Origin of the sequence: Halobacteriovorax marinus SJ, from assembly GCF_000210915.2 — a bacterium.
Classification (GTDB): Bacteria; Bdellovibrionota; Bacteriovoracia; order Bacteriovoracales; family Bacteriovoracaceae; genus Halobacteriovorax; species Halobacteriovorax marinus.
Genome location: NC_016620.1, coordinates 1,998,980 through 2,012,014, shown reverse-complemented (window position 1 = coordinate 2,012,014; position 13,035 = coordinate 1,998,980). Strand labels below are relative to the sequence as shown.

Here is a 13,035-nt window from a genome sequence, read left to right as displayed (position 1 = left end):
ATCAGTTAATGACACATATGCTAATACACAGAAAGTGACAAATCCTTCTTAATATCCTTATACTATGCTCAAAAAAAATTGATTTGATTAGGATGTTATATGTCTATAGAAATATTAAACGGCAATGAGCTCATTGTGCAGGGTGGCCTTGAAGCTGGTTTCAATCTTTATACTGGCTACCCAGGTTCTCCCTTGGCCGATTATTTTAATATTCTCTACAAGAGAAAAGACGAATTCCATAATCGTGGTATTCGAGTCTCTATTGCTAACTCTGAAGCTAACGCTGCGGCCATGGCCTCAGGTTGTAAGCAGGCTGGAAAAGATTGTTTAGTGGCCATGAAGTCTATGGGTCTACATGTCGCATCTGATGCACTTTCTGTTGGAAATTTTGCTAATCCGGGGGCAACGACTATTGATCCCAAGACAGGGGAAGAGATTTACCCTGGTGTTGTTATTGTTGTCGGGGACGATCCTTGGTCGATGTCAACATCTACACCAGCTGATTCACGCTACCTTTATAAGCACCTACATATTCCTTTTCTTGAGCCTTCTACGCCACAAGAACTAAAAGATTGGATGAAGATTGCTCTAGAGATTTCTAAGAGAACTTCTGTCTATCAAGGACTTCTGCTTACGACTTATATGGCAGAAGGTGGTGGAAGAGTTGAAGTAAGTGAGCCTAAAGAGGTGGATAAGGATATTGTTACTCTTGACCCATCGACATTTGATCTCTCAAAAAATGTTATGGTTCCACCCAATTCTCTCCTTGCCGATGTCTCTATGATTAAAGAGAGATTTCCTAAAGTAGAAAAAGTTTTAGCAGAGCTCTCCCTTGATCAAATTATTGGAAAGAAAGAATCTAAAGTAGGATTTATCTCTACTGGGGTTATATATGAAACACTTAAGCAAGTTCTGGAAGAGGGAAGTCTTATAGACCATTTCAGTCTCTATAAAGTAGCTTGTTCTTATCCTCTTAATACAGCACAACTTCTCCCGTATCTCAAGGAACTGGATAAGCTTGTTATCGTCGAAGAGAAGAGAGGATTCTTAGAAAATGAGATTAAATCATTCTGTGTAGAGCATGGAATTAAGTTAGAAATATTTGGTAAGAAATTTAAAGAGAGCGAAGGTTTTCCTGCTCATGGTGGACTTAGTTTTGAAATCGTAAGAGATAAGACAAAAGAGCTTCTCTCTATGCTTGAATTGAACCTTTGTAGTGATTTAAAACTTAGTGGTGTAGATCTTGGAATCTCTCTACCTAGAAGGCTTCCAACATTTTGTCCTGGCTGTCCCCATAGAGAAACTCTATCTCTACTAAAGGATCTTAGAAGTGTCCTTAAAGATCAGGAGGGACTAAATCTTCTCTCCCATGGAGATGTCGGGTGTTACTCACTTTCCTTTCTTCCTCCTTTTAAAGAAATGCACAATCTCTCGGCCATGGGGCAAGGTGGTGCACTTGGGGCCGGAGTTGATATATTCGCAGATAATCCATCAGTTGTTTTGATGGGGGACTCAACGTTCTTTCACTCAGGTTTAACTGATATCTCTAATTCACTCCAGATTGGACACGATATTACTTATATCCTTTTAGATAATGATAATACTGCTATGACTGGTCACCAGATGACACCCGCGTCGGGAATTTCTGTTGAAGGTGTAAAGAGACCAAGACAGAGTATGCTCTCTGTCGTTAGAGGTCTTGGCGTTAGTGATGCAATAGAAGTAAATCCTAGTGATCGCTATTTTTATAAGAACTTACTCCTCGATTATGTTCATAAAAAAGGAGTGAAGGTCATTGTCTCTAATAAAGAGTGTGGTCTAACTTATCACGGTAGAATGAAGTCTATTGAAAGAAAGTCTACTGCAAAAGGTGAGACTGTAGAGAAGAAATCATTCTATCAAATTAATACATCTGTTTGTGAAGACTGTAGGGCCTGCGTTGAAAATACTGGCTGCCCTGGACTGACTCAAATTCACGATGCTTATGGAACTAAAGTTTCTATTGATCCTCAGATATGTGTGGCCGATAGTTATTGTACAAAAATAAAGGCCTGCCCTAGTTTCGAATTAGTTGAAGTGTTGGATTATCACCCAACGAAGTATAAGAACTCTACTTCAATTAATTTAAGTGCAGAGGATATTGAGTTACCAAAGGTAACGAAGAGCTTCGAAGATATTGCTTCCGGCGCAGATTGGAGAATGGTTGTTACTGGAGTCGGTGGCTCAGGTGTTACGACTATTTCTAGAGTACTCTCTCACGCAGCTAAAACGATGAATGGAAGAGACGATCTAGACTTCAAGTTTATGGATCAAAAGGGACTGGCACAAAGAAATGGAAATGTGACAGGTCACCTCTCAATATATAAGAAGGGACTTTCAAAAGGAGCTGTAACTCCTCTTCATAGTGCCGACCTTCTGGTTTCACCAGACTTATTAGATGCAAGTGGACAATTACACTTCTTAGGAAGTGAGGGACTCGCACTTATCGATAAGAAATTTCAAATTCCTCTCTCTATTCTCCTCGATAATGGAGAGATTTCGGCGACACTTACAGAGGAGCAACTTCGCTCTAAACTTCGTGAGCAACTCGCTGATAGAGTATACTTGGCATCTATGAAAGAGCTCTGTAATGATATTCTTGGAAAGAGTGTTTATGCTTCGGCCATGATTCTTGGGATTGCATTTCAAAGTGGAAGGCTTCCTTTTACTTTAGAAAATATGCAAGAGGCCTTTAAGAGTGCAATTAAAAAAGGTGAGTACGAAACGAATTGGCTCGCATTTAATCTGGGAAGAAAAGTTTTCTTAAACGGTGATCAATCAGTTAGAGATCAATACTTTAAGAAAACAACATCAAAGTATAATCAATTCGCTCTCTATGAAATGAGTATCAAAGAATCATTTCTTCCATGGCAAAATAAAGATACATTTATTGAAATCTTTAATAATAACTTCAAGCGCTTGGTGAAAATATTCCCTCAGATCAAAGAGAGTTACTTAGCTAATTATCTGCACGATCTCTATATCTTTAATCGTGGGCACGAAGTTGCACAATTTCTTCAAGATGCTCTTCTAATTAAAGAAAATGTTTCAGAAGATCTCCATGAAATGGCCCTTAGAACTTTGGCCAGAACCTATTGGGTTAAAGATGAAGTCTATGTTGCTCATCTTATGATGAGTCCTATGCAAAGAGAAATTGATCGAAAGTCTTATTCAACTCTCGGTAGAAAGTTTAAGAAGGTCTTCATTAATCGACCAGGCTTTGATGTCTTAGGTAAGAAAATAGAATTTGATATTAGCCCTAAACCGTGGATGCTAAAGACGATGAGGCATCTTCGTATTCTTAGACTCCTTCTTCCTGCTTGGCATAAGCGAGAAAGAGAGATTAATTTAGATATTAGAAAATCTCTTATGAATAAGGTTAAAGCTGATGAGTTAAATTACACATATCTAAAGAAGCTTGAAAATATAAAAGGGTATAGAGAAATCCGCTATAAGAAGGCCAGTGAAAAACTGGAAACAGTGTAAGTTATGCGTGATTCTGTAAGTGTAATTTTTACTTTTGAAGATAAGGTTTTCTCAATTCAGAGGCAGAATTATTTAAAGGCCTTCCCTGGATACACTGCTTTTCCAGGTGGGAAAGTAGATAAAGAAGACCGAGAAAATTCAAGTATTATACCGGAGCTCTTTAACGCTCTTTCAAAGGAGCTCTACTTCGCTCTAAGAAGAGAAATTGTTGAGGAGCTTAACTTTGATTTAGAGAAAAGCTTAGAGAAGATTCTCTCTATAAAAGAGGTTGGAGTTGCGATTACTCCAGAGTTCAACCCTTACCGCTTTAAAACTCATTTTATTCGCATAGAATTAAGTGAAGAGGTTGAGTTTGAAGTCGATGCCGGCGAGGCCAAGTGTTCTTCATGGACAAAGGCCTTAGATATATTAAATAGCTATAAAAGGGCCGAGATTTTAGCAGTTCCTCCAACAGTGAAGCTTTTTCAAAATCTCGCAAGAGATATTAATTTCTCTGAAGTACTGGATCTATCTCTAGATCATAATCCAGCAAAAGAAGTGCCGATGATTGAGAGTATATATGGAGTTAAACAATTTCTCCCTCTCTCTCATACCTTTCCTCCTGCCAATAGAACTAATTGCTTTCTGATTGGCGATGAACATAGTGTGCTCATTGATCCCTCTCCTAGAGATAGAGAAGAGTTAGCTAAATTAATTAATCATCTCTCAAAGTTCAGCGTAGATGAGCTCTTTATCACTCACCATCACCCGGATCACCACGAGTTTGCCACAGAGATAGCGACGCATTTCAATGTCACTATTGGACTAAGTAGAGATACTTTAGAGAGAATACGCAATAAGCATGGTGAAGATTATTTCAAAGATGTAGAGATTAAAATTTATAAAGAGGGTGACCTTCTTACACAGTCTTGTGGAAGTGAGGTTTATATTTACGAAGTTCCTGGTCATGATGAGGGACAACTTGCCCTTGCCCCTAAGACTCTAAATTGGTTCTTAGTTGGAGATCTCATTCAGACAGTTGGAACGGTTGTCATAGGAGCTCCAGAAGGGGACATGGCAAAGTACTACGACTCTTTGAATAGAGTGATTGATTTAGACCCAAAATTTATCATCCCTTCTCACGGGATTGCCATAGGTGGAGTGCATAAGTTGAGTAAAACTCTCGCTCATAGACAAATGCGCGAGAAAGAAATTGCAGAGCTTAAGAGTTTAGGTAAAACGAATCAAGAAATTCTAGAGATAGTCTATGAGGGGCTAGACGTTAGACTCCATAAATATGCGATGAAAACAATAGAGGCACATTTAAAAAAACTTAAACTTTAGGTATAATAGAAGAAATGACTTAAACTATGGATGGTTAATCTTGAAGACTCTATTTCTTTCGCTCTTACTTCTTTGTTCTTTTTCAATCAATGCCCGCGGAAACTTTGTTGATTACTCAGAATCATTTGATGTCTTTCAATTAGTGGATGGAATCTCCCAGTGGAGAGAAGGCACACCCAAAGAATATAGAACGTACTATGAAGAGAAGTTCTCTCTCTCTAGTGCCGATAAGGAAATGCTAGAGATTTATAAGGCCTTAAGAGAGAAGTATCACAAGGCCTATCCAAAGGCACAAGGGAGTATTTTTTCCGAAGTCTCTCTCTCTGCCGATATTCTATCTAGAACTTTTGCAAGCTATAAAACTCTCGATCGCTCCCTGCTTACTTTAAAGAAGAAGAAATTAATTGAAGTTGAAGATATTAAAACCCTCGTAAAGATTTATAAGCACTTTAAGAAGAATATATCAACTATTGTTAGGGAGAGTAGTCTCCTTGCTCAAGAGGCAAAGCGCTTAGAAAGTATTTTAAAGAAATCTAAAGTTACAAATAATATAAAGAAGCTAGATCGCTTCTTTGATCTTCCAACCAATAGAATTGTTGGAGGACGAATTAAGCTTGTGTGGTGGCCGCAGACAGATAGGCCTTCTATCGATTTTCAAGCGGGAAGAGTCATTCTAAGAATGAACCCTATTAAGCACGCAAAATTAATTGATGAGGAATTCTTAACACAAATGCTTATTCACTCTCTCATCATTAGCCAAGGTAAGACCAATAAAGAAAACTTCTCAAAAGTCTTCTTAGAGAATTGCTCTAAGATTAAAGATAAAGATTTAGCAAAAGATCTATGGTTTGAAGTTCCACTTATTGAAGCCCTTTCTAAATACTACTTGCCGGCGGCAAAATTAAAGAAGAAATTTAACCCATACACAGTTAAGGCCGAGTCTCCATGGGTAGATGTTTACTCTAAATATCTCTTTGGCCTTGTGCAATATTCAGTGAAGAATAGGGTGAAATTTGATCGTCAATTTATCGCAACCAGTGCCAATTACTGTCAAAATCTATTAAATTTATAGAATTTTGGGATAATCGCCTAATGCGCTCAGGGTCATTGACCCTCATCGCCTTGTCACAATCCTATATATCTTATTAAAATGATAAGACTTTTTTATCATAAATTAGGATTCAAAGATGGATGTACTTAACTCCCAAATTGACGTTAATAGTGTCGACTTCAAAGAAAATAGAGAATACCACCTTAAGCTTCGCGGTGAATTTAGAGAGCTCATCGATCGCGTGAAATTAGGCGGAGGTGAAAAATATGTGAGCCGTCATCACGAAAGAGGAAAGCTTCTTCCTCGTGAGAGAATTGAGCGTATTTTAGACGAGGGATCTGCCTTTGTTGAATTATCGTCTCTTGCGGCCAATGGAATGTATGAAACTGATGTTCCAAGTGCTGGTGTTGTTTGTGGGATCGGACGTGTTCACGGTGTAGAGTGTATGTTTGTCGCCAACGACGCCACTGTTAAAGGTGGAACATACTTTCCGATGACAGTGAAAAAGCATTTGAGAGCTCAGGAGATTGCTCTTGAAAATAGACTTCCGTGTATCTACTTAGTGGACTCAGGTGGAGCTTTCCTGCCAATGCAAGATGAAGTTTTTCCAGATAGAGATCACTTTGGAAGAATCTTTTATAATCAGGCCCAAATGTCATCAAAGGGAATACCGCAAATTGCTGTTGTTCTCGGTTCTTGTACTGCTGGTGGAGCCTATGTTCCAGCAATGGCCGATGAGTCTGTTATCGTAAAAGGCAATGGTACGATTTTCCTCGGAGGGCCACCACTTGTTAAGGCCGCCACTGGAGAAGAAGTTAGCGCCGAAGATCTTGGGGGAGCGTATGTTCACACCCATGAATCTGGTGTTGCCGATCACTACGCAGAAGATGAAGAAGAAGCACTTATCATCACTCGAAATATTGTAGAGAATTTAAATTATACTTCACTAGGTGAGCTAGCAGGTCAAAAGAAGATCGAAGCCTATGAAGCACCTAAATATAATATGGAAGAAATCTATGGACTTCTTCCTCACGATACTAAGAAGCCTTTTGATATTAGAGAGGTGATTGCTAGAATTGTAGACTCTTCTGAATTTCATGAATTTAAAGAGAAGTATGGAACAACTCTTGTAACTGGCTTTGCTCGCATTCACGGTCATAAAGTAGGAATCGTTGCCAATAACGGTATTCTCTTTTCGGAGAGTGCTCAAAAAGGTGCACACTTTATCGAACTTTGTGGACAGAGAAAAATTCCTCTCGTTTTCCTACAAAATATCACTGGCTTTATGGTTGGTAAGAAGTATGAAAGTGAAGGTATCGCCAAGCATGGTGCAAAGATGGTGACGGCCGTATCAACTGTAGAAGTTCCAAAGTTTACAGTTATTATCGGTGGCTCTTTTGGGGCCGGAAATTATGGAATGTGTGGAAGGGCCTACCAACCTAGGTTCTTATGGATGTGGCCAAACGCAAGGATATCGGTCATGGGTGGAGAGCAGGCCGCAGGTGTTCTCTCAACTGTTAGACAAGATGCTCTTAGAGCGCGTGGGAAGTCTCCTATGAGCGCATCTGAAGTTGCTGAGTTTGAAAAACCAATCTTAGATAAATATGAAAAAGAGGGAAGTGCATACTATTCTACAGCGAGGCTATGGGATGATGGGATTATTGATCCTGCCCACACAAGAGATATTCTTGGTCTGGCCATTAGCTCTTCTCTAAATACTCCGATTGCCGAAAGTAAATTTGGCGTCTTTAGAATGTAGGGAGCGAGTAGTGAGCGAATTGTACCTATACGAATGTGATGAAAGAGGAGTTGCGACGCTAACTCTCAATAGAGGAGAGATCCACAACGCTTTTAACGACGAGTTGATTGAGCTCCTTAGTCAAAAGTTCAAAGAGATCTCAACTGACGACTCAGTTCAAGTTGTAGTGCTTACTGGTGCGGGGAAGTCTTTCTGTGCAGGAGCTGATCTCAATTGGATGAAGTCGATGATCAATTACTCTGAAGAAGAAAATATCAAAGACAGTCAGGCCCTTTCTGATCTCTTTCATATTATTAATACTTGTTCTAAGCCTGTGATTGGCAAAGTTAACGGAGCTGCCCTAGGTGGTGGTGTTGGCCTAGTCGCCGTATGCGATTATGTCCTTGCGAGTGAGTCTGCACTCTTTGGATTGACTGAGGTGATGCTTGGTTTAGTTCCAGCTGTGATTTCACCATTTGTTATTGCCAAGATGGGAGAGTCAAATGCAAGAGCGACTTTTCTTACTGGAGAGCGTTTTGATGCTAAGAGAGCTATGGAATTAGGACTCGTTCATCAAGTTAGTTTAGATAGACATTTTCACAATGACTGTGAGGAGTTAGTTAAGAAATTTCTTAAGCCCGCTCCCGGAGCGCAGAGAGTGGCGAAGGAATTGATAAGAAACGTTTGTGAACTCTCAAGTGCTAGTTATGAGCAAAAGTCTAAGTATACTTGTGAAACAATTGCCAAGAGACGTGTGAGTGCTGAAGGGCAAGAGGGAATGAATGCTCTGCTTGAGAAGAGAAGACCTAATTGGAAGAAGGAAAAATAATGATTTCAGAAATTACGAAGAAGATTGATAAGATTCTTATCGCCAATCGAGGTGAAATTGCTCTTAGAGTAATGAAGACTTGTAGAGAGATGGGTATTAAGTCAGTTACTATTTACACAGAATCTGAAAAGACTTATCCACATTCATATTTAAGTGATGAGAGTTTTTCTCTTGGCATGGGAGCTCTGAGCGAGACTTACCTCAACCACGAGAAAATAATTGAAATTGCCAAGGTTAGTGGAGCTAAGGCGATCCATCCTGGTTATGGATTTCTTTCTGAGAATGCAACTTTTGCAAAGAAAGTTACAGATGCAGGTCTTATCTTCATCGGTCCTACTCCTGAGAGTATGGAGATAATGGGCGATAAGAAGACTTCTAAAATAGAAATGGAAAAAATAAATATTCCTCTCATTCCTGGTTACCACGGAGAAGATCAGAGTGAGGCAACGCTTAAGAATGCGGCCATTGAAATCGGGTTTCCTGTTCTCGTTAAGGCCTCTGCCGGTGGTGGTGGAAAGGGAATGCGTGTCGTATGGAAGGAAGACGAATTTTCTGAATCTCTCGCTTCAGCGAAGAGAGAGGCCTTGAATGCCTTTGGTGACGATATTGTACTCATTGAAAAATTTATTCAAAACCCAAGACATATTGAAGTTCAAGTTATGAGTGATACTCATGGTAATCATCTTCACTTCTTTGAAAGAGAGTGCTCTATTCAAAGAAGACATCAGAAAGTTGTCGAAGAGACTCCAAGTACTGCTTTAGATGAAACTTTAAGAAAGTCTATTTGTGAAACTGCGGTAGCAATTTCTTCTGGGATTAACTATAAGGGCGCTGGTACTGTTGAGTTCATTATGGACGCCGATGGTAATTTCTATTTCCTAGAGATGAATACAAGACTTCAGGTTGAGCATCCTATTACAGAGATGGTGACAAAGAGTGATTTAGTAAGACTGCAAATTCTTGTTGCGGCAGGGCTTTCTCTACCAATGAAGCAAGAGGAAATTTCTCAAACTGGTCACGCTATTGAAGTTCGAATTTACTCTGAAGATCCAGATAATAACTTTATGCCAGCTATTGGAAAGATTGGCCATGTGGGGTCACCGACTCTTAATGACGTTCGTCTTGATAGTGGTTACGTCGATGGTAATGAAGTGACGATCGACTTTGATCCGATGCTGGCCAAGCTTATTTGTTGGGGAGTGGATAGAGATAGTGCCATTAGTAAGACTCTTCACTCATTAGATGAAGTGACTTTTCTTGGTGTTAAAACAAATCGCGACTACTTAAAGAGAATTGTTGCTACTGAACCATTTAGAGAGGGTGACACATTTACTCACTTTATTGAAACATATAGCGAGCTTCTTGCTCCTAAAGAGCCGACGGATGATGAAATCGCTGCTGCTATTGCAACATTTTTAAACTCGTCAGCAATTAAAGACGAAAATCTAAATGGACAATCTTGGAATACATTACAAGGATTTAGAAATATATGAAAAAAGAACTTATTATAAACTCACAAAAAGTTGAAATAGAGCTTCTAAAGAATAGAGATGGACAGGCCGAATTCATTTATGCTGGAAAGAAATATTCTTTAAATACGAAGCGCACTGGAGAGTTCTCTTCTTATGTCTCTGGAGAAGTTAATTCGAAAGTTTCAAATTATTCTAAGTTCTTTATCGCTAATGGTAGAGAAATACAGATTGAATCTGTTCAAAGAAGTCGCTCCAAAAATGGAAGCTCAGGCTCTGGTCATATGCAATCACCAATGCCTGGGAAGATTCTAAAAGTTCTTGTTAGCGTTGGTGACTCTGTTAAAGAGGGTGATTCTCTCATTGTAATGGAGGCCATGAAGATGGAGCATACAATTAAGGCCAATAGTGACGGTGTTATTAGTGCTATTCACTTTAGTGAAGGTCAGCAATGTGGCGGCGGTGTTGATTTAGTGGATCTTGATAGCTAGGAAATCCTGATGTTTAATACTTTACCAAAGAGTGCGAGAATAATTGAAGTTGGTCCCCGTGACGGACTCCAAAACGAAGCTAAAGTTCTAGATTTATCTACTAAGGTTGAGTTTATAGATCGTCTCGCTCTTACAGGTCTTGAAACCATAGAGGTGACGAGTTTTGTTCGCGCCGATAAGATTCCACAAATGGGTGACGCTAAAGAGCTCTTTAAGACTATTAAAGAGAGAGACTATTACAATAAGTTAAATCTCCCATGTCTTGTTCCTAATACAAAGGGGATGGAACTTGCCATTGATAATGGAGTAAAAGAAGTTGCCATCTTTACCGCTACTTCTAATACATTCAATCAAAGAAATATTAATGCCACTATTGAAGAGTCTCTGGAGAGGTTTAGGCCTGTTGCAAAACTGGCCACTGACAATGGAATTAAAATTCGTGGTTATATCTCTACTGTTTTTGGTTGTCCTTATGAAGGAGAGACATCTGTCGATTCATTAATGGACATACTTTCTGCTCTAAAAGATATGGGCTGCTACGAAATTTCACTTGGAGATACAATTGGTGTTGCCAATCCTCTTCAAGTGAAAAATATTCTATCCAGAGTTTTTAAAACTCATAGTGCCAATGAGCTGGCAATGCATTTTCATGATACTCGCGGGCTAGCGCTTGCCAATATTTTAGCTTCACTTGAGATGGGAGCAACAAATTTTGATAGCTCTGCTGCTGGTCTTGGTGGTTGTCCATATGCCAAAGGGGCCACTGGGAATGTCGCCACTGAGGATGTGGTATATATGTTAGAGAGCATGGGTGTTTCAACAGGTGTTGATTTAGAAAAAATGGCCCACGCCTCGAAATATATTCTCGAAGCACTTGGTAAAGAAAGCTCTTCAAAATATTTAACAGCTTATCTTGCGTCTGGAAAATAATATGTACAATAAAGAATTTTCTGATTTACTCGTTGAGAAGAGAGAGAGTGTTTTAATTCTAACTCTTGATAATGAATCTATGGCAAACGCCATCACTGACTCAATGATTGACTCTATTGAGACAGTCTTAGCTCATGCCGACGAAGATGATGAAATTCGCTGTATTATTCTTACAGGGGCAGGGAAATTCTTCTGCGCCGGTGGTGATATAAAGGCCATGGAAAGTAAGAGTGGAATGTTTGCAGGTGAGTCTAATGAACTTAGACGCAGATATAATAGAGGAATTCAAAGGATCCCTAGGGCCATTGAGAGTTTAAAAACTCCTATTATTGCAATGGTTGGTGGCGCTGCCATTGGTGCTGGTTGCGATCTTGCTATGATGTGTGATCTAAGAGTAAGTAGTGAGAGAGCGAAGTTTGCTGAGACATTTTCTAAACTATCTCTAGTTCCTGGTGACGGAGGAACTTTCTTCTTACAAAGAGTCATTGGCTACACTAAGGCCATGGAGATGTTTTTAACTGGAGATATCTACAGTGGAGAACAAGTCAAAGAGATGGGATTGTCTAATTATCAAGTCTCTCACGATACTTTGCTAGATTTTACTCTTAGTTTAGCAAATAAGATCGCTAGTAATGCACCTATTGCTCTTTCTCTAACAAAGATGGCCCTTAAGTCAGGTAGGACATCTTCACTTAATGATCAATTAGAATTATTAAGTACCATGCAGGGAATATCTCAAAGAACCGCTGATCACTTTGAAGGGATTAGTGCATTTAAAGAAAAGAGAGAAGCGAAGTTCACTGGTAAGTAGGCTTAAGTTGACAGAGAAGTTTTTTAAATAAACAATAGATTATAATCTACTTCTTTGGAATCTATGTACGGAACTTTAAAACTTTTTTTCTTTTCGCTCATTCTTTTTTTAAGTTCATGTTCTCAAATTAAATATACTTCTAGTGAAAATATCCCAACATATTTTGCACCTAAGAAACACCACTCAAGAAAGGCGTCTCATAGTGGCGTGCGAAGATTCTACCTTTGGGGACTCGTACCACCACAGCATACTGTAGATGTAGATAATGAACTCCAAAATGATGGACTTATTTCAGCGGCGCGAATTGAAATTCGAGAATATCAAGAGTTCATGGATGTCTTTTGGACATATGTAACACTTGGTCTTTATAAGCCTGTTCGCTATGAGATTAAAGGCTACGGGGTAAAAGAATGAAAGCTCTTTTAATTTTTAGTCTTCTTCTTTTTGCGAGTTGCTCACATTCATTAACTCTCAATCCTAAGGGGTGCTACGCTACAGGGATGGTTATTCCTCACGTTGATGATTATAAAAGTTTTGAAACTACTATCATCTCATTCGGAGATGATAACTCAAGAGAGTTGCAATCTATTTTTAGAAATAAAGAGATTGATTGCAAGAAAGTAAAAAATGTAAATTATACTTTTAAGAGCGGACCTATTGACTCTCTGATAAGTATTTTACCCTTCGTTGAGATGAAGACTATTACAATTAATTATACAGAAAATTAAAGATCCCAAGGAAGGGAGCTTTTAGCTTTTAGCGAAATGGCCAAGGATGGCCATTTTTTTATGATTTTTCTCAACATGTTAAACCAGATATAAATCATTTTAAAATATATTTATTTTGTTGTTTCAATAAGTATTATTCA

The 13,035-nt window shown here is 39.0% G+C and carries 11 protein-coding genes; all 11 read left to right on the top strand.

Annotated features, from left to right (window positions below; genetic code table 11):
• The first annotated feature begins 99 nt into the window (after positions 1-99).
• The 11 genes from BMS_RS09465 (at position 100) to BMS_RS09415 (ending at position 12,895) form a co-directional block, all read left to right on the top strand.
• Positions 100-3,525 (top strand): thiamine pyrophosphate-dependent enzyme, encoded by a 3,426-nt coding sequence (locus BMS_RS09465; protein ID WP_014244590.1) that lies wholly within the window; start codon positions 100-102, stop codon positions 3,523-3,525.
• 3 nt (positions 3,526-3,528) lie between these two features.
• Positions 3,529-4,848, top strand: coding sequence for an MBL fold metallo-hydrolase (locus tag BMS_RS09460; RefSeq protein WP_014244589.1), 1,320 nt, complete (start codon positions 3,529-3,531; stop codon positions 4,846-4,848).
• 40 nt (positions 4,849-4,888) lie between these two features.
• Complete coding sequence (locus tag BMS_RS09455) at positions 4,889-5,920, top strand: hypothetical protein (RefSeq protein ID WP_014244588.1); 1,032 nt, start codon at positions 4,889-4,891, stop codon at positions 5,918-5,920.
• Between the two features lie 115 nt (positions 5,921-6,035).
• Entirely contained in the window at positions 6,036-7,658 is a 1,623-nt protein-coding gene (locus BMS_RS09450; RefSeq protein ID WP_014244587.1) for a carboxyl transferase domain-containing protein, read from the top strand.
• A gap of 10 nt (positions 7,659-7,668) precedes the next feature.
• Positions 7,669-8,466, top strand: a complete 798-nt coding sequence (locus BMS_RS09445) for an enoyl-CoA hydratase-related protein (protein WP_014244586.1) — start codon at positions 7,669-7,671, stop codon at positions 8,464-8,466.
• Entirely contained in the window at positions 8,466-9,959 is a 1,494-nt protein-coding gene (locus tag BMS_RS09440) for an acetyl-CoA carboxylase biotin carboxylase subunit (RefSeq protein WP_044557471.1), read from the top strand. The genes BMS_RS09445 and BMS_RS09440 overlap by 1 nt, the downstream gene beginning before the upstream one ends.
• Positions 9,956-10,426, top strand: coding sequence for a biotin/lipoyl-containing protein (locus BMS_RS16955; protein ID WP_052590641.1), 471 nt, complete (start codon positions 9,956-9,958; stop codon positions 10,424-10,426). The genes BMS_RS09440 and BMS_RS16955 overlap by 4 nt, the downstream gene beginning before the upstream one ends.
• Before the next feature lie 9 nt (positions 10,427-10,435).
• Positions 10,436-11,356: a hydroxymethylglutaryl-CoA lyase gene (locus tag BMS_RS09430; protein WP_014244585.1), complete on the top strand. Its 921-nt coding sequence runs from the start codon at positions 10,436-10,438 to the stop codon at positions 11,354-11,356.
• A gap of 1 nt (position 11,357) precedes the next feature.
• A complete protein-coding gene (locus BMS_RS09425) occupies positions 11,358-12,167 on the top strand; it encodes an enoyl-CoA hydratase-related protein (protein WP_014244584.1) in 810 nt (269 codons plus the stop codon).
• Positions 12,168-12,221: 54 nt separating this feature from the next.
• Positions 12,222-12,581, top strand: coding sequence for a hypothetical protein (locus BMS_RS09420; protein WP_014244583.1), 360 nt, complete (start codon positions 12,222-12,224; stop codon positions 12,579-12,581).
• Positions 12,578-12,895 carry a hypothetical protein gene (locus BMS_RS09415; protein WP_014244582.1) on the top strand — a complete coding sequence of 106 codons (318 nt, stop codon included), beginning with the start codon at positions 12,578-12,580 and terminating at the stop codon, positions 12,893-12,895. The genes BMS_RS09420 and BMS_RS09415 overlap by 4 nt, the downstream gene beginning before the upstream one ends.
• The last annotated feature ends 140 nt before the right edge of the window (positions 12,896-13,035 follow it).

Bases quoted from the DNA above. Each gene is read 5' to 3' on its own strand.
- BMS_RS09465 (WP_014244590.1), top strand. From the start codon at position 100: ATGTCTATAGAAATATTAAACGGCAATGAGCTCATTGTGCAGGGTGGC.
- BMS_RS09460 (WP_014244589.1), top strand. From the start codon at position 3,529: ATGCGTGATTCTGTAAGTGTAATTTTTACTTTTGAAGATAAGGTTTTC.
- BMS_RS09450 (WP_014244587.1), top strand. From the start codon at position 6,036: ATGGATGTACTTAACTCCCAAATTGACGTTAATAGTGTCGACTTCAAA.
- BMS_RS09440 (WP_044557471.1), top strand. From the start codon at position 8,466: ATGATTTCAGAAATTACGAAGAAGATTGATAAGATTCTTATCGCCAAT.
- BMS_RS16955 (WP_052590641.1), top strand. From the start codon at position 9,956: ATGAAAAAAGAACTTATTATAAACTCACAAAAAGTTGAAATAGAGCTT.
- BMS_RS09430 (WP_014244585.1), top strand. From the start codon at position 10,436: ATGTTTAATACTTTACCAAAGAGTGCGAGAATAATTGAAGTTGGTCCC.
- BMS_RS09425 (WP_014244584.1), top strand. From the start codon at position 11,358: ATGTACAATAAAGAATTTTCTGATTTACTCGTTGAGAAGAGAGAGAGT.
- BMS_RS09415 (WP_014244582.1), top strand. From the start codon at position 12,578: ATGAAAGCTCTTTTAATTTTTAGTCTTCTTCTTTTTGCGAGTTGCTCA.